Origin of the sequence: Streptomyces macrosporus, from assembly GCF_039533145.1 — a bacterium.
GTDB classification, from domain to species: Bacteria; Actinomycetota; Actinomycetes; order Streptomycetales; family Streptomycetaceae; genus Streptomyces; species Streptomyces macrosporus.
Genome location: NZ_BAAASZ010000027.1, coordinates 298,223 through 323,896, shown reverse-complemented (window position 1 = coordinate 323,896; position 25,674 = coordinate 298,223). Strand labels below are relative to the sequence as shown.

The 25,674-nt window shown below is 72.8% G+C and carries 22 protein-coding genes; 10 read left to right on the top strand and 12 right to left on the bottom strand.

The window, feature by feature from the left end; translation table 11 throughout:
- The first annotated feature begins 98 nt into the window (after positions 1 to 98).
- Positions 99 to 1,802: a chitinase gene (locus tag ABD335_RS20580; protein WP_425583693.1), complete on the top strand. Its 1,704-nt coding sequence runs from the start codon at positions 99 to 101 to the stop codon at positions 1,800 to 1,802.
- Between the two features lie 71 nt (positions 1,803 to 1,873).
- On the opposite strand, the gene ABD335_RS20575 is transcribed toward ABD335_RS20580, so the two are convergent.
- The 4 genes from ABD335_RS20575 to ABD335_RS20560 form a co-directional block, all read right to left on the bottom strand.
- Positions 1,874 to 3,229, bottom strand: coding sequence for an Nramp family divalent metal transporter (locus ABD335_RS20575; RefSeq protein ID WP_344325539.1), 1,356 nt, complete (start codon positions 3,227 to 3,229; stop codon positions 1,874 to 1,876).
- Between the two features lie 127 nt (positions 3,230 to 3,356).
- Positions 3,357 to 3,770 carry a RidA family protein gene (locus tag ABD335_RS20570; RefSeq protein WP_344325536.1) on the bottom strand — a complete coding sequence of 138 codons (414 nt, stop codon included), beginning with the start codon at positions 3,768 to 3,770 and terminating at the stop codon, positions 3,357 to 3,359.
- Positions 3,767 to 4,609 carry an IclR family transcriptional regulator gene (locus ABD335_RS20565; protein WP_344325533.1) on the bottom strand — a complete coding sequence of 281 codons (843 nt, stop codon included), beginning with the start codon at positions 4,607 to 4,609 and terminating at the stop codon, positions 3,767 to 3,769. Before ABD335_RS20565 ends, ABD335_RS20570 begins: the two co-directional genes overlap by 4 nt.
- Entirely contained in the window at positions 4,606 to 5,712 is a 1,107-nt protein-coding gene (locus tag ABD335_RS20560; protein WP_425583692.1) for a sugar kinase, read from the bottom strand. The genes ABD335_RS20565 and ABD335_RS20560 overlap by 4 nt, the downstream gene beginning before the upstream one ends.
- A 193-nt stretch (positions 5,713 to 5,905) precedes the next feature.
- On the opposite strand from ABD335_RS20560, the gene ABD335_RS20555 reads away from it, so the two are divergent.
- Both ABD335_RS20555 and ABD335_RS20550 read left to right on the top strand, forming a co-directional pair.
- Positions 5,906 to 7,210, top strand: coding sequence for an amino acid deaminase (locus ABD335_RS20555; protein WP_344325527.1), 1,305 nt, complete (start codon positions 5,906 to 5,908; stop codon positions 7,208 to 7,210).
- A 55-nt stretch (positions 7,211 to 7,265) separates the two neighbouring features.
- Entirely contained in the window at positions 7,266 to 8,891 is a 1,626-nt protein-coding gene (locus tag ABD335_RS20550; RefSeq protein WP_344325524.1) for an N-acyl-D-amino-acid deacylase family protein, read from the top strand.
- Here the strand turns inward: ABD335_RS20550 and trhA are convergent.
- Positions 8,876 to 9,583 carry a PAQR family membrane homeostasis protein TrhA gene (trhA, locus tag ABD335_RS20545; protein WP_344325521.1) on the bottom strand — a complete coding sequence of 236 codons (708 nt, stop codon included), beginning with the start codon at positions 9,581 to 9,583 and terminating at the stop codon, positions 8,876 to 8,878. The two genes, ABD335_RS20550 and trhA, sit on opposite strands and share 16 nt — an antisense overlap.
- 239 nt (positions 9,584 to 9,822) lie before the next feature.
- On the opposite strand from trhA, the gene ABD335_RS20540 reads away from it, so the two are divergent.
- Entirely contained in the window at positions 9,823 to 11,658 is a 1,836-nt protein-coding gene (locus ABD335_RS20540) for a phosphoenolpyruvate carboxykinase (GTP) (RefSeq protein WP_344325518.1), read from the top strand.
- A 136-nt stretch (positions 11,659 to 11,794) separates the two neighbouring features.
- On the opposite strand, the gene ABD335_RS20535 is transcribed toward ABD335_RS20540, so the two are convergent.
- Both ABD335_RS20535 and ABD335_RS20530 read right to left on the bottom strand, forming a co-directional pair.
- The gene (locus ABD335_RS20535) at positions 11,795 to 12,220 is read right to left on the bottom strand and encodes an SCO4983 family protein (RefSeq protein ID WP_344325516.1); all 426 of its coding nucleotides are present in this window, start codon (positions 12,218 to 12,220) and stop codon (positions 11,795 to 11,797) included.
- Between the two features lie 209 nt (positions 12,221 to 12,429).
- Positions 12,430 to 13,641 carry a pyridoxal phosphate-dependent aminotransferase gene (locus ABD335_RS20530; protein WP_344325514.1) on the bottom strand — a complete coding sequence of 404 codons (1,212 nt, stop codon included), beginning with the start codon at positions 13,639 to 13,641 and terminating at the stop codon, positions 12,430 to 12,432.
- Between the two features lie 153 nt (positions 13,642 to 13,794).
- Between ABD335_RS20530 and ABD335_RS20525 the strand changes: the two genes are divergently transcribed.
- Entirely contained in the window at positions 13,795 to 14,430 is a 636-nt protein-coding gene (locus ABD335_RS20525) for a TetR/AcrR family transcriptional regulator (protein ID WP_344325512.1), read from the top strand.
- A 35-nt stretch (positions 14,431 to 14,465) separates the two neighbouring features.
- Here the strand turns inward: ABD335_RS20525 and ABD335_RS20520 are convergent, their stop codons facing one another.
- Entirely contained in the window at positions 14,466 to 16,538 is a 2,073-nt protein-coding gene (locus tag ABD335_RS20520) for a thioredoxin domain-containing protein (RefSeq protein ID WP_344325509.1), read from the bottom strand.
- A 280-nt stretch (positions 16,539 to 16,818) separates the two neighbouring features.
- Positions 16,819 to 17,316, bottom strand: a complete 498-nt coding sequence (locus ABD335_RS20515) for a MarR family winged helix-turn-helix transcriptional regulator (RefSeq protein WP_344325721.1) — start codon at positions 17,314 to 17,316, stop codon at positions 16,819 to 16,821.
- Positions 17,317 to 17,575: 259 nt separating this feature from the next.
- Here ABD335_RS20515 and ilvA point away from each other — a divergent pair, with 259 nt between their 5' ends.
- The 3 genes from ilvA to ABD335_RS20500 all read left to right on the top strand — a co-directional run bounded on the left by ilvA (position 17,576) and on the right by ABD335_RS20500 (position 20,918).
- The gene (gene ilvA / locus ABD335_RS20510; protein WP_344325506.1) at positions 17,576 to 18,832 is read left to right on the top strand and encodes a threonine ammonia-lyase; all 1,257 of its coding nucleotides are present in this window, start codon (positions 17,576 to 17,578) and stop codon (positions 18,830 to 18,832) included.
- Positions 18,833 to 19,047: 215 nt separating this feature from the next.
- Positions 19,048 to 20,058: an ATP-binding cassette domain-containing protein gene (locus ABD335_RS20505; protein WP_344325503.1), complete on the top strand. Its 1,011-nt coding sequence runs from the start codon at positions 19,048 to 19,050 to the stop codon at positions 20,056 to 20,058.
- Positions 20,055 to 20,918: an ABC transporter permease gene (locus ABD335_RS20500; protein ID WP_344325500.1), complete on the top strand. Its 864-nt coding sequence runs from the start codon at positions 20,055 to 20,057 to the stop codon at positions 20,916 to 20,918. The genes ABD335_RS20505 and ABD335_RS20500 overlap by 4 nt, the downstream gene beginning before the upstream one ends.
- Before the next feature lie 75 nt (positions 20,919 to 20,993).
- On the opposite strand, the gene greA is transcribed toward ABD335_RS20500, so the two are convergent.
- Positions 20,994 to 21,491 carry a transcription elongation factor GreA gene (gene greA, locus ABD335_RS20495; protein WP_344325497.1) on the bottom strand — a complete coding sequence of 166 codons (498 nt, stop codon included), beginning with the start codon at positions 21,489 to 21,491 and terminating at the stop codon, positions 20,994 to 20,996.
- Between the two features lie 139 nt (positions 21,492 to 21,630).
- The gene (locus ABD335_RS20490; RefSeq protein WP_344325494.1) at positions 21,631 to 22,041 is read right to left on the bottom strand and encodes a DUF4307 domain-containing protein; all 411 of its coding nucleotides are present in this window, start codon (positions 22,039 to 22,041) and stop codon (positions 21,631 to 21,633) included.
- A gap of 95 nt (positions 22,042 to 22,136) precedes the next feature.
- Here ABD335_RS20490 and mca point away from each other — a divergent pair, with 95 nt between their 5' ends.
- Both mca and ABD335_RS20480 read left to right on the top strand, forming a co-directional pair.
- Entirely contained in the window at positions 22,137 to 23,009 is an 873-nt protein-coding gene (gene mca, locus ABD335_RS20485; protein WP_344325491.1) for a mycothiol conjugate amidase Mca, read from the top strand.
- Positions 23,010 to 23,013: 4 nt separating this feature from the next.
- The gene (locus tag ABD335_RS20480) at positions 23,014 to 23,229 is read left to right on the top strand and encodes a hypothetical protein (protein ID WP_344325488.1); all 216 of its coding nucleotides are present in this window, start codon (positions 23,014 to 23,016) and stop codon (positions 23,227 to 23,229) included.
- A 118-nt stretch (positions 23,230 to 23,347) separates the two neighbouring features.
- On the opposite strand, the gene secD is transcribed toward ABD335_RS20480, so the two are convergent.
- Entirely contained in the window at positions 23,348 to 25,666 is a 2,319-nt protein-coding gene (gene secD / locus ABD335_RS20475) for a protein translocase subunit SecD (protein WP_344325485.1), read from the bottom strand.
- Positions 25,667 to 25,674: the final 8 nt, after the last annotated feature.

The following is a 25,674-nucleotide window of genomic DNA, read 5'->3' as shown; positions in this document are numbered from 1 at the left end:
GCGCGCTCACCCCCCAACGCACGGAGGCAGTAGTGGAAGGCACGACGCGAAGAGTCCGCAGGGACGGGAGAGGCGGAACGGCCGGACGACGACGGAGGATCGGCACCCGTACGCGGATCGCCGCGGTGCTCGGCGCGGCCGCGGTCGCGGCCGGCACGGTGGCGTTCGGCGTCCCGACCGGCAGCGCCGGTGCCGCCGAGCCGAACCTGGTGAAGAACCCCGGCTTCGAGTCCGGCCTGGGCGGCTGGACCTGCTCCGCGGGCAGCGGCACGGCCGTCGGCTCCCCGGTGCACGGCGGCGCGTCCGCCCTGAAGGCGACGCCCACGAGCGGCGACAACGCCCGCTGCTCCCAGACCGTGACCGTCCGGCCGAACTCCGAGTACCGGCTGAGCGCCTGGGTGCAGGGCCCCTACGTCCACCTCGGCGCCTCCGGGACCGGCACCACCGACGTCTCCACCTGGACCCCGGGCGCGTCCGGCTGGCAGGAGCTGAAGACGTCCTTCACGACGGGCCCGAACACCACCTCGGTGACCGTCTACACCCACGGCTGGTACGGCCAGAGCGCCTATCTGGTCGACGACGTCTCCCTCACCGGCCCCGGCGGCGACCCCGGGGACCCGGGCGACCCCGACCCCGAGCCCCCGGCCGCGCCGGGCGGGCTCACGGTCGGCTCGACCACGTCCTCCTCGATCACCCTGACCTGGAACACCGTCCAGGGCGCCACCGGCTACCACGTCTACCAGGGCGACCGGAGGGTCCAGTCGGTCCAGGGCACCTCGGCGACCGTGACCGGGCTGAAGCCCGCCACGTCCTACGAGTTCCGGGTCAGCGCGGTCAACGGCGCCGGCGAGTCGGCGAAGTCCGCCCCCGTGACCGGCACGACCCGCGGCGAGGACGGCGGCGGCAACCCCGGCACGGGTGTGCCCAAGCACGCCGTGACGGGCTACTGGCAGAACTTCGACAACGGCGCGCGGGTGCAGAAGCTCCGCGACGTCCAGGACCAGTACGACATCATCGCCGTCTCCTTCGCCGACTCCACGGCCAACCCCGGCGAGATCACCTTCAACCTCGACCCGGCCCTCGGCTACGGCTCGGTCCAGGAGTTCAAGAACGACATCGCCGCCAAGCAGGCCGACGGCAAGAAGGTGATCCTCTCCGTCGGCGGCGAGAAGGGCAACGTCACCGTCAACGACTCCGCCTCCGCCGCCCGCTTCGCCGACAGCGCCCACCGGCTGATGCAGGAGTACGGGTTCGACGGCGTGGACATCGACCTCGAACACGGCATCAACGCCACGTGGCTCACCCAGGCGATCCGCTCGCTGTCGGCGAAGGCCGGGCCCGACATGGTGCTCACCATGGCGCCGCAGACGATCGACATGCAGTCCACGTCGACGGAGTACTTCAAGCTGGCGCTGAACGTGAAGGACATCCTCACGGTCGTCAACATGCAGTATTACAACAGCGGTTCGATGCTGGGCTGCGACGGCAAGGTGTACGCGCAGGGCTCGGTCGACTTCCTCACCGCGCTCGCCTGCATCCAGCTCGAAGGCGGCCTCGACCCGTCCCAGGTCGGCCTGGGCACCCCCGCCTCCACCCGGGGCGCGGGCTCCGGCTACGTCGACCCGTCCGTGGTCAACGCCGCCCTGGACTGCCTGGCCAAGGGCACGAACTGCGGCTCGTTCAAGCCCGCGAAGACCTACCCGGGCATCCGCGGCGCCATGACCTGGTCCACCAACTGGGACGCCGCCAACGGCAACCGGTGGTCGGACACGGTCGGCCCGCACGTCCACGCGCTGCCGTAGGCGTCCGGCACGTGGGAAGGGCCCCGGCGGGGGCGGGGAGACCCGTCCTCCGCCGGGGCCCTTCCCGTGCGCTACCAGGACCGCTCGTACAGCTCCTGGACGCACAGGGCCAGGAAGAGCAGCCCCGCCGCCGTCAGCATGACGTTGCTCAGCAGGCCGTTGCGCCACTCGCGCGGGGTGCGGTCGGAGTTGAGCAGCCACAGCAGGGTCGCGGCGAGGAAGGGCATGAAGAACGCGCCCAGGACGCCGTAGGCGACGGCCAGGCCGAAGGGCTTGTCCAGCCACAGCAGGGTCATCGGCGGGAACGTCAGCCACAGCAGGTAGGCGCGGAAGGGCCAGGACCGCTCGCGCTGTCCGCGGGCGACCTCCAGGACCGGCGGCTCGCCGCCGGTGCCCTGTGCCCGGGCGGCGCGGACGCGCTCCACGAAGTCGGCGAAGAGCAGGCTGACGCCGTGCCAGACGCCCACCACCGAGGAGAAGGACGCGGCGAAGAAGCCGACCAGGAACAGGTCGGCGGTGACGGGCCCGAAGCGGTCCTCCAGCACCTCGCCCAGGTCGAGCAGGCCCCGGTCGCCGGAGCCGATGGCGATGCTGGTGGAGTGCAGCAGCTCGGCGCCGATGATCAGCATCGCCACGACGAAGACGCCGGTGGTGACGTACGCGACCCGGTTGTCCAGCCGCATCATCCCGATCCAGCCGGCGTCGGTCCACCCCTTGGCGTTGACCCAGTAGCCGTACGCGGCCATGGTGATCGTCCCGCCGACGCCGCCGATCAACCCGAGGGTGTAGAACAGCGATCCGTCGGGCAGGACGGGCAGCAGCCCGGCGAAGGCGTCGCCGAGGTGGGGCGTGACGCGGATCGCCACGTAGACGACGACCGCGAACATCACGCCGACGAAGACCATCATGATCTTCTCGACGATCGCGTACCGGTTGAACCAGACGAACGCCAGACCCGCCAGCCCGCACAGGATCGCCCAGGTCCGCAGGTTCAGCGTGTCGGGGAAGAGCGCCGCGAGCGGCAGCGCGCTGGAGGACATGGCGGTCGCGCCGTAGACGAATCCCCACAGGACGACGTAGACCGCGAAGTAGACCGTGGTCCACGGGCCCAGGCTGCGCCAGCCGTCGAGGAGGGTCCGGCCGGTGGCCAGGTGCCAGCGTCCGGTGGCCTCGGCGAGCGAGATCTTCACCAGGCAGCCGATGACGGCCGCCCACAGCAGCGTGTAGCCGAACTTGCTCCCGGCCAGCAGGGTCGCCACCAGGTCCCCGGCGCCGACGCCGGTGGCCGCGACCACGATGCCGGGGCCGATGAGCTTCCAGTTCGCCTTCCGAGCGGGCGCCGGCGCGGTGTCCGCGCCCGTCGCTCCGCCCCCTCCGGCCCCGTTCCCGCCACCGGCCCTCCCGTCCGTCTCGCCCGTACTGGTCATGTGCGACCTCCGTCTCGTCCCGTGAACGGCGTGGCGCATCCAACAGCGCGCCGCCGATCGACACAAGGGGGTCTACCCGGCGTGGGGGCGGGGATGGCTCGGACGGGCGAGTCGGACGGTTCGGGGATCAGTCCAGGACGGCCAGGGCGTCGATCTCGACCAGCAGGCCCGCGGGGAGGCCGACGTAGACGGTCGTGCGGGCCGGCGGCGGTCCGACCAGATCGGCGAAGTGCCGGTCGTAGAGCTCGTTGAACTCGGCGAAGTGGTCGGTGTCGGTGAGGTAGACGCGGACCATCACCACGTCCTCCCAACTCGCGCCGCCCTCCCTCAGGACCGCCTCGACGTTGGCGAGGGTCTGGAGGGTCTGCTCGCGCAGGGTGGGCCCGGCCGGGGTGGGCGGCTGCCCGGGGACGGCGGGCAGGAAGCCGACCTGGCCGGCCACCTGGAGGATGTTCCCCTTCCGCACGCCGTGCGAGAACCGGGCGGGTGGGGTGGTGTGGGTCGGCGGGGTCAGGGCGGTCTTGCCGGGCGTGGCGTTCACGTGCGGTTCTCCTCGTGGGGTGACGGGTGGGGTGACGGGTCGGACGACGGACGGGGTGACGGGTGGGACGGCTCGTGGCGGTGCGGCCGGTCCGCCGGGGACCGTCCGACGTACTCGGCTCCGATGGCGTCGGCCGTGCGGCGCACCAGCGGAAGGAGGCGGAGGAGCTCGTCGGCCCCGACGACGACGTTCGGCGCGGAGATCGACAGCGCGGCGACGGCCCGGCCGTCCGCGCCGCGCACGGGGGCGGCGACGCAGTTGATCGTCTCCTCGTGGCCGCCGAGGTCGGTGGCCCAGCCCTGCTCGCGCACCCGGGCCAGCTCCTCCAGGAAGGCGGTGGCGTCGGGGGTGGAGCGGGGGGTGTGGCGGGGGTAGTCGAGCCGTCGGGCCAGCTCCCGCCGCTCCGGCTCGGGGAGGTCGGCCAGGAGGACCTTGGCGACGGCGGCGACGGTGATCGCCACGGGCCTGCCGATGCGCGAGTACATCCGCACCGGGTAGCGGCTGTCGACCTTGTCGATGTAGACCACCTCGTCCTCCTGGCGGACGGCCAGGTGCACGGTGTGCCCGCACGCCGCGCCCAGTTCCACCAGATGGGGGTGGGCGACGGCGCGCACGTCGAGGTTCTCCACGGCCTCCTGGGCGAGGGCGAACAGCCGTGCCCCGAGGCGGTAGCGCTGGTCCGGCTGGCGGTAGACCATGCCGTGCTCGCGCAGGGTGCGCAGCAGGCGCAGGGCGGTGGACTTGTGCACGTCCAGGCTCCGGGCGACCTGTTCGAGGCTCGCCGGTCCGCGCGCCAGCAGCGGGAGGATGCTCAGCGCTCGGTCGACGGTCTGGCTCATGGTTCACGCCTTCCGTGTGGGCCGGCCCCGGCGGTCCGGTCGGGGCCGAGCCGCAGTCTGCCCCAGGCCGCGTCGTCGAGGGCGGCCAGGTGGTCGGCGAGGGCCCGGTCGGGCGGCTCGGCGACGTCCCCGGGGACGGTGAGCGCGGCGGCGGCCGTCAGGTGCCCGTGCCGCAGCCGCGCGCGGAGGGGCAGGCCGCGCAGGGTCGCCGAGAGGAACCCGGCGGCGAACGCGTCCCCGGCGCCGGTGGGCCCGATCACCTCCACGGAGGGGGCGGGCACGTGGACGGTCCCGTCGACCGTGTGGGCCGTGGCGCCCCGGCCGCCGTCCTTGACGACCAGGACGGACGGCTCCGGCAGGGCGGACCGCAGGGCGTCGACGCCGTCGATCCCCCAGGCGGCCCGTGCCTCGTCCGCGCCGACGAAGACGATGTCGCAGCGGCGGGCGAGGTCGAGCAGGACGGCGGGGTCCCGCCCCCGCCACAGGCCCACCCGGTGGTTGACGTCGAAGGACAGCAGGGGGCGGCCGGGCCGGGGCGCGGTCAGCTCGTACAGCAGGGCGCGGCAGCCGTCGGAGAGGGCCGCCGTGATGCCGCTGAGGTGGAGGACGCGGCCGGAGTGGGCGTCGGAGCGGTCCACGGTGGCCGGGGACATGGCGGAGGCGGCCGAGCCGGCGCGGTGGTAGAGCACCTCGGCCAGACCGGGGTCGGTGGGCCGCTCGCTGGTGGCGCAGCGTTCCCCGCCGGTGCGGAAGTACACGCCGGTGGGGCGGTGCGGGTCGCGGCGGACGGCGGAGACGTCCACGCCCCGGGCGGCGATCTCGGCCAGGACGTGGTCGCCGAAGCCGTCGGCGCCCACCCGGCCGATCCAGCGCACGCGGTGCCCGGCGCCTGCCAGCAGGCAGGCGACGTTGGACTCGGCGCCGCCCACGCCGCGCGTGAAGACGGCCGCGTCGGCGAGGCGCTCGGGGCCCTCGGGCCGGAGGACGACCATGGTCTCCCCCAGGCAGACCGCGTCCCAGGGGGCGCCGTCGGGCGGGAGCACGGAACGGGCCGCGGGGAGGGAGGCGGGGTCGGGGGCGGGAGCGGTGGGCCCGGTGGGCATCGTCACGGCGGCTCCGCTCCTCGGTTCTCCCCGTCCCGGTGTCCGTTGACCGGGTGTCGGCCGGGATGCTAGACAGCTTCGAGCACCATGCGCAATGCGTGTTGCACACCACGCAACACCGGATGGCCGGCGGGGCGGTGTCGGATCGCCGTGCCGACCACGGAGTTCGCCCACCACGGAGTTCGGAGTTCCCATGGCCGCCGAGCACGTCCCCGAGCCCGTCGCCCGCCTCGCCGAGGAGGTCGTCGACCACCGTTTCAAGGGCCTGCCCCCGGACGCGGTCGGGCTGACCGTGGGCGCGCTCGCCGCCCAGCGGCGTTCGGTGTTCTCCGGCGGCTTCACCACGCCGGTGCTGACGCTGTCGGCCGGGGCCCTGGAGCACAACCTGCGGCAGTTGGGCGACTTCTGCGCCCGCCACGGCCTGGCCTTCGCCCCGCACGGCAAGACCTCGATGGCCCCGCGCCTCTTCGCCCGGCAACTCGACCTGGGCGCGTGGGGGGTGACGGCGGCGGTGCCCTGGCACGCGCGCGTCTACCGGGCCTTCGGCATCGAGCGGATCTTCCTGGCCAACGAGGTGGTGGACGCCGCCGCGCTGCGCTGGATGGCCGACGAGCAGGCGGCGGATCCCCGGGCGCGGTTCGTCTGCTACGTGGACTCGGTGCGCGGCGTGGAGCTGATGGGCGCCGCGTTGGGCCCGGCGTCGGACGCCGCCGGGCCCGTCCGCCCCCTCGACGTCGTCGTCGAACTCGGCGTGCCCGGCGGCCGCACCGGCGTCCGCACGGCCGAGGAGGCGGCGCGGGTGGCGGACGCGGTGGCGGCCGTGCCGGCGCTGCGGCTGGTCGGGGTCGCCGGATACGAGGGCGAGGTGCCGGACGCCGACGCCGACCGCGTGCGGGCGTGGCTGCGCTCCCTGACCGCGCTGGCCGCCGAGCTGGACGCGGCCGGCCGCTTCGCCGGGCTCGGGGCGGACGAGGAGATCGTGGTGAGCGCGGGCGGCAGCGCCTGGTTCGACGTGGTGGCCGAGGAGTTCGCGGCCCTGCCCGCGCTGTCCCGGCCGGTGCTGAGGCTGCTGCGCTCGGGGGCCTACGTCTCGCACGACGACGACCACTACCGCCGGCTGACGCCGTTCAACCGGATTCCCGACGAGGGGTCGCTGCTGCCCGCGTTCCGGCTGTGGGCCCAGGTGGTCTCCCGGCCCGAGCCGCACCTGGCGTTCCTCAACGCGGGCAAGCGGGACGCCTCCTACGACCTGGGGCTGCCCCGGCCCGTGGCCGTCCGCACCCCGGAGGGGGTCGAGCGCGACGCGGCGGGGCTGGAGGTGGTGAGGCTGGCCGACCAGCACGCGTTCGTCACCGTCGCGCCGGACGCCGAGCTGGAGGTGGGCGACTGGGTGGCCCTGGGGCTGTCGCACCCCTGCACGGTCTTCGACCGCTGGCAGCTCATCCCGGTCGTCGAGGCGGACGGCACCGTGACGGACTTCGTCCGCACGTTCTTCTGAGCCCCTCCCCCTCCCCCGGAACCCGGAATCCCGAACCCGAACCCCTGGAGCCGCCGTGGATCTGGTCCTGCGCGACGCGCGCGTCGTCGACGGCACCGGCGGCCCCTCGTACCGGGCCGACGTCGGGATCGCCGGCGGGCGGATCGTCCGGGTCCACCGAGAGGGGGACGCCGGCCCGCGCCCCGGCGGTCGGCGCGTGGTGGAGGCGCACGGGCTCGCCCTCGCGCCGGGCTTCATCGACATGCACGCCCACAGCGACCTGGCGCTGCTCCGCGACCCCGACCACTGGGCGAAGGTCGCCCAGGGCGTGACGCTGGAGGTGCTCGGGCAGGACGGGCTGTCGTACGCGCCCGTGGACGACCGCACGCTGGAGGAGGTGCGGCGGGCGATCACCGGCTGGAACGGGGACGGCTCGGACGTCGACTTCGACTGGCGGACCGTCGGGGAGTACCTGGACCGCCTCGACCGCGGCATCGCCGTCAACGCCGCCTACCTCGTCCCCCAGGGCACGGTGCGGGCGCTCGTCGTCGGCTGGGAGGACCGGCCCGCCACGGACGACGAGGTGCGGCGCATGCAGCTGCTGGTCGCCGAGGGCCTGGAGCAGGGGGCGGTGGGGATGTCGTCCGGGCTGACGTACGCGCCGGGAATGTACTCCTCCGACGCCGAACTGGTGGAGCTGTGCCGGGTGGTGGCCGAGTACGGCGGCTACCACTGCCCGCACCACCGCTCCTACGGCGCGGGCGCCCTGGAGGCGTACGCGCGGATGGTCGAGGTGGCGCGGGCGGCGGGCTGCGCGCTGCACCTGGCGCACGCCACCCTCAACTTCCCCGTCAACGCCGGGCGCGCGCCCGCGTTGCTGGCCCTGCTGGACGCGGCGCTGGCCGACGGCGTGGACCTGACCCTGGACAGCTATCCGTACCTTCCGGGTTGCACCACGCTGGCCGCGCTGCTGCCGGGCTGGGCCTCCGCCGGCGGCCCGGAGGCCACCCTCGCCCGGCTGCGGGACCCGCGGACGTGCGAGCGCGTCCGGCACGCGCTGGAGGTCGAGGGCTCGGACGGCTGCCACGGGGTGCCGGTCGACTGGGACACCGTGGAGGTCTCCGGCACCGCCGACCCCGCCCTGGCGTGGTACGTCGGCCGGACGGTGGCGCAGGCGGCGGCCGAGCGCGGCGAGGAGCCGTTCGAGGTGGCGCTGCGGCTGCTGTCGGCGGACCGGCTGGGCACCACCGTCCTGCAGCACGTCGGGCACGAGGAGAACGTCCGGGCGATCATGCGGCACCGCGTCCACACCGGCGGCAGCGACGGCATCCTCGTCGGCGACCGGCCCCATCCGCGGGCGTACGGCACCTTCCCGCACTACCTCGGCCACTGGGTGCGCGAGGCGGGGGTGCTGTCGCTGGAGGAGTGCGTGGCGCACCTGACCGGGCGGCCCGCCGCCCGGCTGCGGCTGCCGGACCGGGGGCTGGTGCGCGAGGGGTACCGCGCCGACCTGGTGCTCTTCGATCCGGAGACGGTGGCGGCGGGCGCGACGTTCGCCGAGCCGCGCACCGCGCCGACGGGCATCCCGCACGTGCTGGTCGACGGCCGGTTCGCGGTCGAGGACGGGCGCCGCACGGGCGTGACGGCGGGCCGTTCGGTGCGGCGCGCCGGGGCCCGCGCCGGGGGTCAGACCTCCCCGTAGGCCACCAGCGAGATCCCCACGTAGTGGACCGCGAAGGCGGCCAGTGTGAGGGAGTGGAAGACCTCGTGGAAGCCGAACCAACGCGGTGAGGGGTTCGGCCGCTTGATGCCGTAGACGACGCCGCCCGCGCTGTAGAGCAGGCCGCCGACGACCACGCACACCAGTACGGCGACGCCGCCGGCGTGCAGGAAGTCGGGGAGGAAGAACACCGCGGCCCAGCCCATCGCGATGTAGCAGGGGGTGTAGAGCCAGCGCGGCGCGCCGACCCAGAGGACGCGGAAGGCGATGCCGACGACGGCGGCGGCCCAGATGCCCCAGAGCAGCAACTGGCCGCGCCCGCCGGGGACGAGGAGGATCGCGAACGGCGTGTAGGTGCCCGCGATGATCAGGAAGATGTTCGCGTGGTCCAGACGGCGGAGCACCGCGGTGGCGCGCGGCCCCCAATCGCCGCGGTGGTACAGGGCGCTGACGCCGAACAGCAGACAGGCCGTCAGGGTGTAGACCGCGCAGGCGATCCGGCCGCGCGGGGTCTCCGCGAACGCGGTCAGGAAGAGGCCCGAGACCAGCACCGCCGGGAACATCCCGGCGTGGAGCCAGCCCCTCAGTCGGGGCTTGATCGGGTGGGCGGACGGGCCGGTGTCACGGTCGGCGTCGGATGCGGCACGTGGCGCTTCGGGTACTGCGGCGGTCATACGCCTCATCGTACCTACGGAACCGTAGGTTTCCGGCTGCGCGTGGCGTTGCTCACTCCCGGCCGTCTGGACAGAACGACCATGGAGGGGCGAGTATCAAATGAGCGTGGTCGGCACCGGATGAGCAACGCCGCAGCATCCGGGTCGCAGCCCCCAAGGGGCCGAGCCTGAAATACGGAGACAAAAAAGCGGATACACGTGCGGTATCCGGCACAAAACCCTCAACCTCTGGAGCGATTGTGGCGCGCACTACTGCGGCTCCCGGTAACACGACCCCCACCCGGCACCAGGAACTGATCGCCTGGGTCGACGAGATCGCGGCCCTCACCCAGCCCGACCGCGTGGTCTGGTGCGACGGTTCCGAGGCGGAGTACGAGCGCCTGTGCGAGGAACTGGTCCAGAAGGGCACGTTCCGGAAACTCGATCCGATCAAGCGCCCCAACTCCTACTACGCCGCCTCCGACCCCACGGACGTGGCCCGCGTCGAGGACCGGACGTTCATCTGCTCCGAGAAGGAGGAGGACGCCGGCCCGACCAACAACTGGATGGCGCCCGCCGAGATGCGGGAGATCTTCACCGGCGCCGACGGCAAGGGCGGCATCTTCCGGGGTTCGATGCGCGGCAGGACGATGTACGTCGTCCCCTTCTGCATGGGCCCGCTCGGGTCCCCCCTCTCGGCGCTCGGCGTGGAGATCACCGACTCCGCGTACGTGGCCGTCTCCATGCGGACGATGACCCGCATGGGCAGCGCCGTGCTGGAGGAGCTGGGCGAGGACGGGAAGTTCGTCAAGGCGGTGCACAGCGTCGGCGCTCCGCTGGAGCCGGGCCAGGAGGACGTTCCCTGGCCGTGCAACTCCACCAAGTACATCTCCCACTTCCCCGAGACGCGCGAGATCTGGTCCTACGGCTCGGGCTACGGCGGCAACGCGCTGCTGGGCAAGAAGTGCTACGCGCTGCGCATCGCCTCGGTGATGGCCCGTGACGAGGGCTGGCTCGCCGAGCACATGCTGATCCTGAAGCTGACGCCGCCCCGCGGCGAGTCGAAGTACGTGGCCGCGGCCTTCCCCAGCGCGTGCGGCAAGACCAACCTGGCGATGCTGGAGCCGACCATCCCCGGCTGGACGGTCGAGACGATCGGCGACGACATCGCCTGGATGCGCTTCGGCGAGGACGGTCGCCTCTACGCGATCAACCCCGAGGCGGGCTTCTTCGGCGTGGCGCCGGGCACCGGCGAGCACACCAACGCCAACGCGATGAAGACCCTGTGGGGCAACGCGATCTTCACCAACGTCGGCCTCACCGACGACGGCGACGTGTGGTGGGAGGGCATGACCGAGGAGCCCCCGGCCCACCTGACGGACTGGCGGGGCAACGACTGGACGCCCGACTCCGACACCCCGGCCGCGCACCCCAACGCCCGATTCACCGTGCCGGCGTCGCAGTGCCCGATCATCGCGCCGGAGTGGGAGGACCCCAAGGGCGTGCCGATCTCGGCGATCCTCTTCGGCGGCCGGCGCGCCAGCGCCGTCCCGCTGGTGACGGAGTCGTTCGACTGGCAGCACGGCGTCTTCCTCGGCGCCAACGTGGCCTCCGAGAAGACCGCGGCGGCCGAGGGCAAGGTCGGCGAGCTGCGCCGCGACCCGTTCGCCATGCTGCCGTTCTGCGGCTACAACATGGGCGACTACATGGGCCACTGGCTGGAGATCGGCAGGAAGACGGACCCGGAGAAGCTGCCCAGGATCTACTACGTCAACTGGTTCCGCAAGAACGACGAGGGCCGGTTCGTCTGGCCGGGCTTCGGCGAGAACAGCCGCGTGCTGAAGTGGATCGTCGAGCGCCTCGACGGCAAGGCCGAGGGCGTCGAGACGCCCATCGGCGTCCTCCCGGCGAAGGGGGCGCTGGACACCGAGGGCCTGGAGATGTCCGAGGAGGACCTGGAGTACCTGCTCACGGTGGACCCCGAGGTCTGGCGCGAGGAGGCCGCCCTCATCCCCGAGCACCTGAACACCTTCGGCGACCACACGCCGAAGGAGATGTGGGACGAGTACCGCGCCCTGGTCGAGCGGCTGGGCTGAGCGCCCGCCGCCCGGGCCCGGCTTCCGGGCCCGGACCGTCGGCCCCCGCCCCGGCGCCTCACGCCGGGGCGGGGGCCGACGGCCTGTCCGGCGGACGCCTTCCCGCCGGTGGCGGTCCGGTCCGCCGGACGCCGGCTCAGCGGGCCTCGGCCAGGCCCAGTTCCCGGGCGTGGGCCTCCATCCGCTCGGCGGCCAGCGCGGCCGCCTCGTCGTTCGAGCGGGAGGTGGCCACGACCAGGGCCTGCCCGGCGAGGGTGTGCGCCCGCTGGTGGAGGGCGGCGACGCGGGAGGGGGTGCCCGCGCCGGCCGAGGGGGTCGCCCGCAGCGGGGCGCGTCCTCCGCACAGCCGGGTGACCTCGGACTCCAGCCGCTGCGCGGCGGCGTCCAGCTCCTCGCCGGGGGTGTACGCGCGCAGCTCGTCGGTCACGGTCAGCAGGGCCGTCAGATGACCGGCGAGCCGGTTGTCCAACTCCTCCTCGCGGGAGCGGCGCGGAAGGCTGCTCTCGGTCCGGGCCGGATCGGCCATGGTGTGGACCGACGGGGTGCGGATCGGTTCGTACATGGATGGCCTCCTGGCAGGTACAGGAGTACATCTTAACTTAGACAGAGTCTAAAATTTCCGTCGCCGCGGCACCGTCACGGGTCGTCCGGGACGGTACACGGAAAGCGCGCGGAAACACGGCGGGACACGGCGCGGCGCGGGAAACGACACGGGGAAGGCCCCGGAGGTCCGCGTCCCGGCGGACCTCCGGGGCCTTCCGTGCCTCCCGCTCAGTACTGGCCGTAGCCGTCGAGGAAGGTCCCGATCCGCCGCACCGCGTCGGCGAGGTCCTGCGCGGTCGGCAGCGTGACGATGCGGAAGTGGTCCGGCTCGGGCCAGTTGAAGCCCGTGCCGTGGACGACCATGATCTTCTCCGCCCGGAGCAGGTCCAGGACCATCTGCCGGTCGTCCTTGATCCTGTAGACCTTGGGGTCCAGCCGGGGGAAGAGGTACAGCGCCCCCTTGGGCTTCACACAGGTCACGCCGGGGATGTCGGTGAGCAGGTCGTACGCGGTGTCGCGCTGCTCCAGCAGCCGTCCGCCCGGCAGCACCAGATCGTTGATCGACTGCCGTCCGCCCAGCGCGGCGGCCACGGTGTACTGGGCCGGCATGTTGGCGCACAGCCGCATGTTCGCCAGGATCGTCAGGCCCTCGATGTAGCTGGCGGCGTGCTCCTTGGGGCCGCAGACGGCCATCCAGCCGCAGCGGTAACCGGCCACCCGGTAGGACTTGGAGAGCCCGTTGAAGGTGATGGTGAGCAGGTCCGGGGCGATGGCGGCCGTGGGGGTGTGGGTGGCGCCGTCGTAGAGGATCTTGTCGTAGATCTCGTCGGAGTAGACGATCAGGTTGTGCCGGCGGGCCACCTCCGTCAGCCCCCGCAGCATCTCGTCGTCGTAGACGGCGCCGGTGGGGTTGTTGGGGTTGATGACGACGATCGCCTTGGTGCGGTCGGTGACCTTGCGCTCGATGTCGGCGAGGTCGGGCATCCAGTCCGCCTGCTCGTCGCAGCGGTAGTGCACCGCCGTGCCGCCGGCCAGGGAGACGGACGCCGTCCACAGCGGATAGTCCGGCGCGGGCACGAGGACCTCGTCGCCGTCGTCGAGCAGCGCCTGCATCGACATCTGGATGAGCTCGGAGACGCCGTTGCCGAGGTAGACGTCCTCGACGTCCAGCTCGATGCCCTTGGTCTGGTAGTGCTGCATCACCGCGCGCCGGGCCGACAGCAGGCCCTTGGCGTCGCCGTAGCCGTGCGCCGACCCGACGTTGCGCAGCATGTCCTCGAGGATCTCCGGCGGACAGTCGAACCCGAAGGGCGCGGGGTTGCCGGTGTTGAGCTTGAGGATGCGGTGACCCGCCGCCTCAAGCCGCGTCGCCTCCTCGAGAACCGGACCCCGGATCTCGTAGCAGACATTGGCGAGCTTCGTCGACTGGATCACCTGCATACGGGCCACTGTACGGGGGGTTCCGCCCGGGACGCTCCGTGTTCTTCCCCACGCGGGTGACGGCGGCGCCACCCGGACGTCCGGCGGATCGAACGGTTCCGGTGGTCGCGCGACCGTGGCGCCGACGCGGGCCGATGGCCGACAATGCCCTCCATGGCCCCTGCACGTACCTCGTCCGTCGCGTCCGCCGGCACCGCGCCCGGGCTCGGACTGCGGGAGCGGAAGAAGCTCCGGACCCGCCGGGCGATCCGGCAGGCCGCGTACCGGCTCTTCGCCGAGCGGGGCTACGACGCCACGCCCGTCGACCGGATCGCCGAGGAGGCCGAGGTCTCCCCCAGCACCGTCTTCCGGTACTTCCCGACCAAGGAGGACATCGTCCTCACCGACGAGTACGACCCGCTCGTCGAGGAGGAGCTGCGCGGCCGCCCGTCCGACGAGCCCCCGGTGCGGGCCGTGCGGGAGGCCCTGTGCTCGGTCCTGGAGCGGGTGGCCGAGGAGGACCGGGACCTCGCCGAGGTCCACCGGCGCGTCCGGCTGATCCGCGACGTGCCGGCCGTCCGCGCCCGCTGGGAGGAGCACAACGCGGCCACCCGCCGGCTGCTGACGACGGTGCTGTCGGAGCGGACCGGACGGCCGGCGGACGACCTGGAGCTGCGCGTCGTCGCGTCCGCGGCGCTGGCGGCCCTGGCCGAGGCGCTGTTCGTCTGGGCGGAGAACGGCATGCGGGGCTCCCCGAGCGAGCAGGTCGGCCGCGCCCTGGACGTGTTGGAGCGCGGCCTCACCCTCTGATCACCCCCCGCGCCCCCTCGGGGGCCCGTGCGCCGTCAGCTCCTGACCGCCTCCGCCGTCCCCACCGCGTCGGCCAGCTCCTCCGGCTCGGTCGTGGGGAGGCCGCACACGAAGTTCCGGCAGACGTACGCCGCCGGCCGGCCGTCCAGCAGCGGCCGGTCCCGCAGCAGCGGCCCGGCCTCCTCCGCCCCCGGCTCCCCGACGGCCACCACGGCGCCGGGCGCGGCGGCCAGCAGGGCGGTGCGGTGCAGCGCGGCGGTGGCGGGGTCGCCGGCCGGGCCGACGACCGCGATCTCGCGGGGCCCGTCGAGGGCGGCCTCGGCCGCGGCCAGCCCCCAGCCGACGAAGCGCGGCACGCGCGGGGCGAGCGCCCGCACCACGCCCAGCGCCCGTTCCGCCGCCTCGCGGTGGCGGGCGCTGCCGGTGTGGGCGGCGTAGGTCAGCAGGGCCGCGGCGGCCGCCGTCCAGCCGGAGGGGGCGGCGTTGTCGGTGGGGTCCTGGGGGCGGCGGATGAGCCGCTCGGCGTCGTCGGCGGTGTCGTACAGGGTGCCGTCGGGGGCGGCGAACCGGTCGAGCACGGTGTCCAGCAGGGTGCCGGCCAACTCCAGCCAGCAGGTCTCGCCGGTCACCGCGTACAGGGCGAGGAAGCCCTCGGCCACGTCGCCGTGGTCCTCCAGCACCCCGGCGCCGGGGCCCGTCTTCCCGTCGCGGGAGGTGCGCGCCAGGCGTCCGCGCGCATCGAGGTGGACGGCGATCAGCAGGTCGGCGGCGGCGGTGGCGGCCTCGATCAGGTCGGGGCGGTCGAAGTAGGCGCCGGTCTCGGCGAGCGCGGCGATCGCCAGTCCGTTCCAGGCGGCGACGACCTTGTCGTCCCGGCCGGGGCGCGGACGCTCCTCGCGGGCGGCCAGCAGCCGCCGGCGCACGGACTCGATCCGCTCGGCGTCGACCGGCCCCTCGGTGTCGGGGAGCCGGAGGACGGAGGCCCCCTCCTCGAAGGTGCCCTCCTCGGTCACCCCGAAGTAGGCGGCGGCCAGCGCGGCGTCCTCCTCGCCGAGGACCTCGCGCAGTTGCGCGGGCGTCCAGACGTAGTACGCGCCCTCCTGGTGGCGACCGGTGCCGCCCTCCCCGTCGGGCACGGGGCTGTCGGCGTCCAGCGCGGAGGCGAACCCGCCCTGGGGCGTGCGCAGTTCGCGGACCATGAAGTCGGCGGTGTCCAGCGCGACCCGCCGCGCCCGCTCGCTGCCGGTGGCGCGCCACAGGTGCGCGTAGACCCGGCACAGCAGGGCGTTGTCGTAGAGCATCTTCTCGAAGTGGGGCACCACCCACTTCTCGTCCACCGAGTAGCGGGCGAAGCCGCCGCCGAGCTGGTCGTGGATGCCGCCGCGGGCCATGGCCTCGCAGGTGGCCTCGGCCATCTGCAGCGCGCCCTCGGAGCCGGTGCGGGCGTGGTGCCGCAGCAGGAACTCCAGCACCATCGACGGCGGGAACTTCGGCGCGCCGCCGAAACCGCCGTACACGGCGTCGAACTCGCGGGCCAGCACGAGCAGCGCGGCGCCCAGCTCGTCCGGGCCGGGCGGCCCGGGCCGGGTGCCCTCGGTGTACCCGATGCTCCGTCCCGCCAGCTCGTTCACGATCCGCCCCGCGACCTCGGAGACCTCCTCGCGGCGGTCGGTCCAGGCGGCGTGGACGCCCTCCAGCACCTGCCGGAAGGACGGCATCCCGTGCCGGGGCTCGGGCGGGAAGTAGGTGCCGAAGTAGAAGGGCTCGCCGTCGGGGGTGAGGAAGACGGTCATGGGCCAGCCGCCGTGTCCGGTGGCGGCCTGGACGGCCTCCATGTAGACGGCGTCGACGTCCGGCCGCTCCTCGCGGTCGACCTTGACGGACACGTAGTGGGCGTTGAGGTAGGCGGCGGTGGCCTCGTCGGCGAAGGACTCCTCCGCCATCACGTGGCACCAGTGGCACGAGCTGTAGCCGACGCTGAGCAGCACCGGCACGTCCCGCCTCCGCGCCTCCTCGAACGCCTCGGGCGACCAGGGCCACCAGTCGACCGGGTTGTCGGCGTGCTGGAGGAGGTAGGGGGACGTCTCGGCGGCGAGTCGGTTGGCCATGTCTCCATCCTGCCCCTTCCGGGACCCGCACCGGGAACGCGGCAGGCCGGAACGGTTCCGAGGACGGAGAGCCGGCGGAGAGTCGGTGGCGAGCCGGTGGGGCGGCGGAGAGGTGGCGGACGGCCGGGCCGGGAGGGAGGCCGCGGAGCGCCGCCCACGGCGCCGCGGGCCCCGCCCGCCGCGCGCGGCGACGACCGCCCGTCGGCGGCGGCGCGTTCGGCGGGCGGGGCGCCGGTCGGGGGGTGCCGCACCGGGGGAGTGCCGGAGGGCGCCGCGAAGGTCAGGAGTTCGCCGCCTGGAAGTCCGACAGGGCCTGGTTGAACCGGGTGAGCAGTTCGCAGAAGACCGTGCGCTCCTCCTCGTCCCACTCCCGCGTCAGCACCGCCATCAGCTCGCGCCGCGAGGCGCGCACCTGCTCCAGCCGCGAGGCGCCGCGGGGAGAGAGCTGGAGGACGACCGCGCGGCCGTCGTCGGGGTGCGAGGTGCGCTTGACGAGGCCGGACTCCACCAGCGGCGCCACCTGGCGGGTCACGGTCGAGGAGTCGATCCCCATGCCCGTGGCGAGCGCCTTGACGCCCGTGGGCCCGTCCTGGTCGAGCCGGGTGAGCAGGAGGTAGGCGGCCCGGTCCATGGAGTTGCGGGCCTGTCCGACGCCGCCGAGCCGGGTCTGCTCCGCGCGGCGCGCGAAGAGGGCGACCTGGTGTTGGAGGGCGTCGAGGAGGTCGTCGGTCCCTCCCGGGGTCTCGTCCTGGCCCCGGGAGTCGGCTGTGGGGGGCATGCTGGCCTGCACGCTTGATTCGCTCGTTTCGTCGTAGGGGTGGGCGGTCGTCATGTCCGGGTGCGTGGGCATGGCCGGTTGCTCGCTTCTTCGGAAGTACGGGGTACGACGGTCTGAGGGTTTGCCACAGAGTACGCGGCTCGGGCCCGCCCCGTACGGGCGCCGTGCGAATAGGTCCGGGCGGGCCGCCGAGCCGCAGGTGGGCGCCACGGCACGGTCGGAGAAGTCGACGGGGACGCCGGGCTGCCAGACTGACAGCATGGTTGCCAGCCCCGCCCCGCACACCGGTTCCGACGCCGGCCCCGTCGACGTTCCGTCCGTCACCCTCGACGACATAAGAGTCGCCCGGAAGGTCCTCTCCGGGGTGGCCCGGGTGACGGCGCTGGAGGGCAGTCGCCACCTGAGCGAACTGGTGGGCGCGCCGGTCCACTTCAAGTGCGAGAACCTCCAGCGCACCGGTTCGTTCAAGGTGCGCGGCGCGTACGTGCGGATCGCCGCGATGCCCCCCGAGGAGCGCGCCCGCGGCGTCGTCGCGGCCAGCGCGGGCAACCACGCGCAGGGCGTGGCCCTGGCCGCCTCGCTGCTCGGGGTGCGCTCGACGGTCTTCATGCCGGTGGGCGCGCCGCTGCCGAAGGTGGCGGCGACCCGCGACTACGGCGCCCGGGTGCGGCTGCACGGGCACGTGGTGGACGAGACGCTGCGGGCGGCGCAGGAGTACGCGTCCGAGACCGGCGCGGTCTTCATCCACCCCTTCGACCACCCCGACATAGTGGCCGGCCAGGGCACGGTCGGGCTGGAGATCCTGGAGCAGTGCCCGGACGTGCGCACGATCGTGGTCGGGGTCGGCGGCGGCGGGCTGGTCGCCGGGGTGGCGCTGGCGGTGAAGTCGCTCCGCCCGGACGTGCGGGTGATCGGGGTGCAGGCCGAGGGCGCGGCGGCGTACCCGCCCTCGCTGGCCGCCGGACGCCCGGTGGCGCTGGAGTCGGTGTCGACGATGGCGGACGGCATCAAGGTCGGGCGGCCCGGCGACGTGCCGTTCAAAATCGTTGGCGAACTGGTCGACGAGGTCCGTACGGTGTCCGAGGACGCGCTCTCCAGCGCGCTGCTGCTCTGTCTGGAGCGGGCCAAGCTCGTCGTCGAACCCGCCGGGGCCAGCCCGGTGGCGGCTCTGCTCTCCGCTCCGGATTCCTTCGAGGGGCCGGTGGTGGCCGTGCTCTCCGGCGGCAATGTCGATCCCCTGGTGCTCCAGCGGACGCTGCGGCACGGCATGGCGGCGGCGGGGCGCTACCTGTCGCTGCGGCTGCGGCTGACCGACCGCCCGGGCGCCCTGGCCGCGCTCCTGGGGGAGTTGTCAGTGGCGGACGCTAACGTCCTCGACGTGAGCCACGTGCGGACCGATCCCCGCCTCGGGCTCACGGAGGCGGAGGTGGAGGTGCATCTGGAGACCAAGGGGCCGGAGCACTGTGCCGAGGTGACGGCGGCGCTCCGCCGGGCCGGCTACACGGTGATGGGCTGAGGCGTCCGCGTCCGGTGCGTCCCGGCCGGCCGTGTCGGATGACGCGAACCGCCGAGTATCGCGAACCAGTTGACGCGATATATCGCGTTGCTGCATAGTGCTGACCCACCACCGCACCCGTGGTGCGTCCTCGCGCGCGTTCCGCCGGAGACGTCCGGGGGCGAGGAACCTGTCCTTTTCGACTTTCCGACCACCCACACCCATGGGAGACCTCCATGCCAGGTGCCATCTACGCCGAGGGGCTGGTCAAGACCTTCGGCGACGTCAGGGCTCTGGACGGTGTCGACCTCGACGTTCCCGAAGGCACCGTGCTGGGCCTGCTGGGTCCGAACGGCGCAGGGAAGACCACCACCGTCCGCGTGCTGACCACCCTGCTGCGGCCCGACAGCGGCCGCGCGGTCGTGGCGGGGATCGACGTCCTCGCCCATCCCCACCAGGTGCGCCGCTCCATCGGCCTGTCCGGCCAGTTCGCGGCCGTCGACGAGTACCTGACCGGCCGCGAGAACCTGCGGATGGTCGGCCGCCTCTACCAGATGTCCGCGCGGGACGCGAAGCGGCGGGCGGACGAACTGCTGGAGCGGTTCAACCTCGCCGACGCCGCCGACCGGATCGCCAAGACCTACTCGGGCGGCATGCGCCGCCGGCTCGACCTCGCCGCCGCGCTCGTGGTCAGCCCGCCGGTGATGTTCATGGACGAGCCGACCACCGGCCTGGACCCCCGCAACCGCCAGGCGCTGTGGGAGGTCATCGAGGAGCTGGTCTCCGGCGGCACCACGCTGCTGCTGACCACGCAGTACCTGGAGGAGGCCGACCGGCTGGCCCACGACATCGCGGTCGTCGACCACGGCAAGGTCATCGCCCGCGGCACCTCCGACCAGCTCAAGGCGCGGATCGGCGGCGAGCGCATCGAGGTGATCGTCCACGACCGCGACACCATCCGCACCGCCGAGGAGATCCTGCGCGGCCTGGGCCGGGGCGCGGTCGCCGTCGAGGAGCACACCCGCAAGCTGACCGTCCCGGTGGTCGGCGGCGCCAAGCTGCTCGCCGAGGCCATCCGCGAGCTGGACGGCCGAGGGGTCGAGATCGACGACGTCGGCCTGCGCCGCCCGACCCTCGACGACGTGTTCATCTCGCTCACCGGTCACGCCGCCGAGGAAGCCGCCGGCGGCGACGAGAACACCGAGGGCACCCGAGAGACCACCGGGCGGAAGGAGCGCGTCAAGTGAGCACCACCACCGGCCTGGCGTCCAGGACCCAGGCCCCCGCGTCGGGCGGCGGCGGCATCCGCCAGTCCCTGACGGACTCGCTGGTGATCGCCCAGCGGAACCTGCTGCGGATGCTCCGCATCCCGGAAATGATCATCTTCGGCCTCATCCAGCCGATCATGTTCGTCGTGCTGTTCAGCTACGTCTTCGGCGGGTCGATCAACATCCCCGGCGCCGGGCTGAACGCGGACGCCTACCGCGAGTTTCTGATGGCGGGCATCTTCGCCCAGACGGTGACCTTCGCCACCGCCGGCGCGGGCGCGGGCATCGCCGAGGACATGCACAAGGGCCTCATCGACCGCTTCCGCTCCCTGCCGATGGCGCGCGGCGCGGTCCTCACCGGCCGCACCCTCGCCGACCTCGTCCAGACCGCACTGACCCTGGTGGTGCTGGCGATCGTCGCGCTGCTCGTCGGCTGGCGGGCCCACGAGGGCGTCCTCAAGGCGCTGGCGGGCTTCGGGCTGCTGCTCCTGCTGGGGTACGCCTTCACCTGGATCGGCGCGCTGATCGGCCTGTCGGTGCGGACCCCGGAGGCGGCGACCTCCGGCGGGCTGATCTGGCTGTTCCCGCTGACGTTCATCTCGATCGCCTTCGTGCCGTCCGAGAACATGCCCTCGTTCCTCCAGCACGTGGCGGAGTGGAACCCGTTCAGCGCGACCGTGCTCGCGGCCCGCGAGCTCTTCGGGAACCTCCCGGCGGGCTACCAGGCGCCCGACGCCTGGCCCATGCAGCACCCGGCGTTGGCCTCGCTGCTGTGGTCGGTGCTGATCATCGTGGTCTTCCGGACGCTGGCGGTGCGCAAGTACCGCTCGGCCGGCTGACCGGTCCCGCCTCGTCCCGGTCCCCGGTCTCCGCAGCGTTCCGCGGAGCCGGGGACCGTGCCGTTGTCGCGGGGGTCAGCCCCGGTACGGCTTGGTGTCCAGGATCCTCACCGAGGCCATCTTGCCGTTCGGGAGCTCGTACTGGGCGTCCTCGCCGATCTTCTTGCCGTTCACACCCGAGCCCAGCGGGGACTGCGGAGAGTAGGTCTCGATGTCCGCGCTCGCGTACTCGCGAGAGGCGAGGAGGAACGTCAGCGTGTCGTCCTCGTCGCCGTCGAAGGCGACGGTGACCACCATGCCGGGCTCGACCACGCCGTCGTCCGCCGGAGGCTCGCCGACCTTGGCGTTCTCCAGCAGCTGGGTGAGCTGGCGTACCCGCAGCTCCTGTTTGCCCTGCTCCTCCTTGGCCGCGTGGTAACCACCGTTCTCACGGAGGTCGCCCTCCTCACGGGCCGCCTCGATCTTCTTGGCGATCTCGGCGCGGGCAGGACCCGACAGGTACTCCAGCTCGGCCTTGAGCTGGTCGTACGCCTCCTGGGTGAGCCAGGTGACGTTGTCGCTGGTCTGGGTCACAGGTGCTCCTCGTCGGTACTCGGGATATAAAGCAACGCCCTACCCGAAAGGTGCGCCTTCATGGGTGGGCGAAACCACGAGCCTAACAATTCCGACGGAAAAGGGAAGAAGGTCGGCCGTCGGAGGCTCGGGAAGATCGTCAGCTTCCGTCGACCGCCGTACAGCCGACGAGCTGCGCGGTCGTGGCCCGGCCGGCGGTCCGTACGGTGACGACCTCGTCGATCCGGGTCCGCTTCTGGTCGAAGGTGAAGTCCGCCCGGCCGACCTCGCCACCGTCCTCGGCGACGGCACTGAGGGTGCACACCCCCGTGACGTCCGCGTCCTTGCGGATCTCCAGATGGACGGCGACCTCCCGGTCGGAGGCCACGTCGAATTTGATCAACTCGCCGCTGACCTTCGTGCCGGCGACGTACGACACCCCGAACCAGCCCACGATCCCCAGGAAGACCACGCCCAGCACGGCGCCGACCACCTTCAGCACGCGGTCCGCGCGCTCGTCCGCGGAGCGCCCGTACCGCTCGCGGGTGAGCCCGTCGTGTGCGGAGGTCATGGTCACGTCCTGTCGTTCCTATCGGGAATACAAGCGGATGCCGCTTCCGTCACTATAGAAGCCGTCTCCCACGACCAGCCAACGAGGATCCAGCCTTGACTGAACAGCTCAGACTGATGGCCGTGCACGCGCACCCCGACGACGAGTCGAGCAAGGGCGCGGCGACCATGGCGAAGTACGTGTCCGAAGGGGTGGACGTGCTGGTCGTGACCTGCACGGGCGGAGAACGCGGTTCCATCCTCAACCCCAAGCTCCAGGGCGACCCCTACATCGAGGAGCACATCCACGAGGTGCGGGCCAGGGAGATGGCCGAGGCCCGCGAGATCCTGGGCGTGAAGCAGGAGTGGCTGGGCTTCGTCGACTCCGGCCTGCCCGAGGGCGACCCGCTGCCGCCGCTGCCGGAGGGCTGCTTCGCCCTCCAGGACGTGGAGGAGGCGGCCGGACGGCTGGTGAAGCTGATCCGCTCCTTCAAGCCGCAGGTCGTCACGACCTACGACGAGAACGGCGGCTACCCGCACCCGGACCACATCATGACCCACAAGATCACGATGGTGGCCTTCGACGCCGCGGGAGACCCCGAGCGGTATCCGGAGGCGGGCGAGCCCTGGCAGCCGCTGAAGCTCTACTACAACCAGGGCTTCAACCGCCGCCGCACCCTCGCCCTGCACAACGCGATGCTGGAGCGCGGCCTGGAGTCGCCCTACGGCGAGTGGCTCGAGCGCTGGGACGAGTCCGACCGGCCCGAGCGCACGCTGACCACGTTCGTGCCCTGCGGGGACTTCTTCGAGGTCCGGGACAAGGCGCTGATCGCCCACGCCACCCAGATCGACCCCGACGGCGGCTGGTTCAAGGTCCCGCTGGAGATCCAGCGGGAGGTCTGGCCGACGGAGGACTACGAGCTGGCGAAGTCCCTGGTGGACACCTCCCTCCCCGAGGACGACCTCTTCGCGGGGATCCGGGAGAATTGACGCCATGAGCCCGTCCACCTCCCTCGCACTGACCCACTCCTCCGGCCTCGTCGAGCTGGCCAAGCAGTTCGACGAGAACAAGGTGACGCCCGGAGTCCTCGGCTTCCTGGTCTTCGCCGTGCTGGGTCTGGCCGTCTGGATGCTGATGAAGTCGATGAACCGCCACATCGGGAAGGTCTCCTTCGAGGAGCACTCCTCCGGGGAGTCGAAGAAGTCCTGACCCCGGTGCCGCCCGACGTCCGTCGGGCGGGANAGCCGCCGTACCCCCGCGGGGGTACGGCGGCTCGTCGGTGTGCGCTCACGGTCCGCGGCGTCCGCCGCGCCGGGTCACGTCCCGGTCACACCAGGGCGCCGGTGTCCCCGGGCCGCCGCCTCCTGTCCGGCCGGCGGTCGGAGCGGTCCATGGTGGTGACGGAGGACTTCCCGCCCTTGGTGGGCGGCGGGGCGCTGCTGCGGGCCTCCAGCTCGATGGCGATGGGCGTCGCGGTGAACATCGAGGACCAGGTGCCCACCACGATGCCGATCAGCAGGGCCAGGGCGAAGTCGGTCAGGGTGTCGCCGCCCAGCACGGCCAGCGCGGCCAGGATGAACAGCGCGCCCATGCCGGTGTTCACGGTGCGGGGCACGGTCTGGAGGATCGCGGTGTTGGCCACCTTCGCGAACGGGATCTTCCGGTTGGCGCCCCACAGCTCGCGGACCCGGTCGAAGACCACCACCGAGTCGTTGACCGAGTAGCCGATCACGGTGAGCAGGGCGGCCAGGAACACTCCGTCGATGGGCTTGCCCAGCCAGGCGAAGACGCCGATGAGGATCAGCACGTCGTGGACCATCGCGACGACCGCCGCCGCCCCGAAGGTCCAGCGGAACCGGATGGCCAGGTAGAGCATCTGGGCGGCCAGGGCGATACAGAGGGCGATCAGGGCGTTGCGGCGCAGCTCGTCGCCGAGGCTGGGGCCGATCAGCTCGTCGCGGACCTTCTCCGTGTCGCCGCCGAGTCCCTCGATCGTCTCGGCGACCTCGGTCTCCTCGGCGTTGGACAGCTCGTCGACGCGCACCGTGAGGTCGTCGTCCCCGGAGGACTGGACGACGGCGCGGGGGAAGCCCGCGTCGGCCAGCGCGGAGCGGGCCTCCTCCGGGTCGACGGGGGAGGCGGTGGAGTACTCGATCAGCCGTCCGCCGGTGAACTCCACCCCGAAGTCCAGTCCACGGGCCACGATCCCCGAGCCGGCCAGGACGACCGCGGCGGCGGAGAGGGCCAGCCAGCGCCGCCCGTGGCGCATCAGGTCCGGCTGCCGTTCGTTGAGCCACTCCCGCACCTTGCCCACGCGGGCGACGCCGGTGATCGCGGGATGCTTGCGGACCGCCTTCCGGGCGGTGACGAACTCCACCAGCACCCGGGTGATCACCAGGGCGCTGATCATGGAGGCCAGCACACCGAGGGAGAGCGTCACGCCGAAGCCGCGCACCGGGCCGGAGGCGAAGAAGAACAGCAGACCGGCGGCGAGCAGCGTGGTGATGTTGGAGTCGGCGATGGCGCTGAAGGCGTTGCGGAAGCCCTCCGTCACGGCGGTGCGCAGGCTCCTGCCGCCGCGTGCGGCGTACTCCTCGCGGGCACGTTCGAAGACCAGCACGTTGGCGTCCACGGCCATGCCGATCGCCAGCACGAAACCGGCCAGGCCCGGCAGGGTGAGGGTGGCTCCGAGCGCGACCAGCGCGGCGTAGGAGATGAGCCCGTAGCAGGCCAGGGCCACCGCGGCGAGGAGGCCCAGGAGCCGGTAGACGCAGATGATGAACAGCGCGGTCAGCGCCGTGCCGATGACGGCGGCCCAGGCGCTGGCCTCGATGGCCTCCTTGCCCAGGGTCGGGCCGACGGTCCGCTGCTCGATGAGCTCCACCGGCACCGGCAGGGCGCCGCCGTCGATGAGCAGGGCCAGCTCCTTGGCCTCCTCCTGGCTGAAGCTGCCGGTGATCTGGGTGGACCCGCCGGTGATGCCGACGTTGCAGGCGACCGAGGGGTCGACCTGCGGGGAGGAGATGACCCTGTCGTCCAGGACGATCGCGACCCGGCGCTTGGGGTCGCCAGCCGGCGAGCAGGCGGCCTCGCCGGTCAGGTCGGCCCAGGCGTCCTTCCCCTTGCCGCGCAGGTCGACGGTGACGAACCAGCCGCCGCCGGTCTGCTGGTCGAGCTGGGCCTCGGCGTCCTCCACCTCCCCTCCGGTGAGGGCGGCCGGGCCCAGCCGCAGCCGCTGCCCGGACTCGTCGGGCAGTACGCGCTCCTTCCCCTTCGCCTTCTCGCCCTCCTCCGCGACGCCGAGGACGGGGTGGAAGGAGAGCTGGGCGGTGCGGCCGAGGACGTCGGCGGCCTCGCGCGGGTCCTGGAGACCGGGCAGCTCGACGATGATGCGGTTGTCCCCGGACCGGGTGATGCCGGGCTCGGCGACGCCGAGCGCGTCGACCCGGCGGCGCAGCACCTCCAGGGTGCGGTCGGTGGCCTCCCGGTCGGCCTTGGCGGTGGGCGAGTCGCGGGTCTCCAGCACGATCTGGGTGCCGCCGCGCAGGTCGAGGCCGAGGCGTGGGGACGTGGTGACGGTGAGATAGACGGACAGGGCGACGACGGCGAGGGCGATGAGCGCCCTCACCAGGTTGGCGCGTTTCAAGGAGAAGC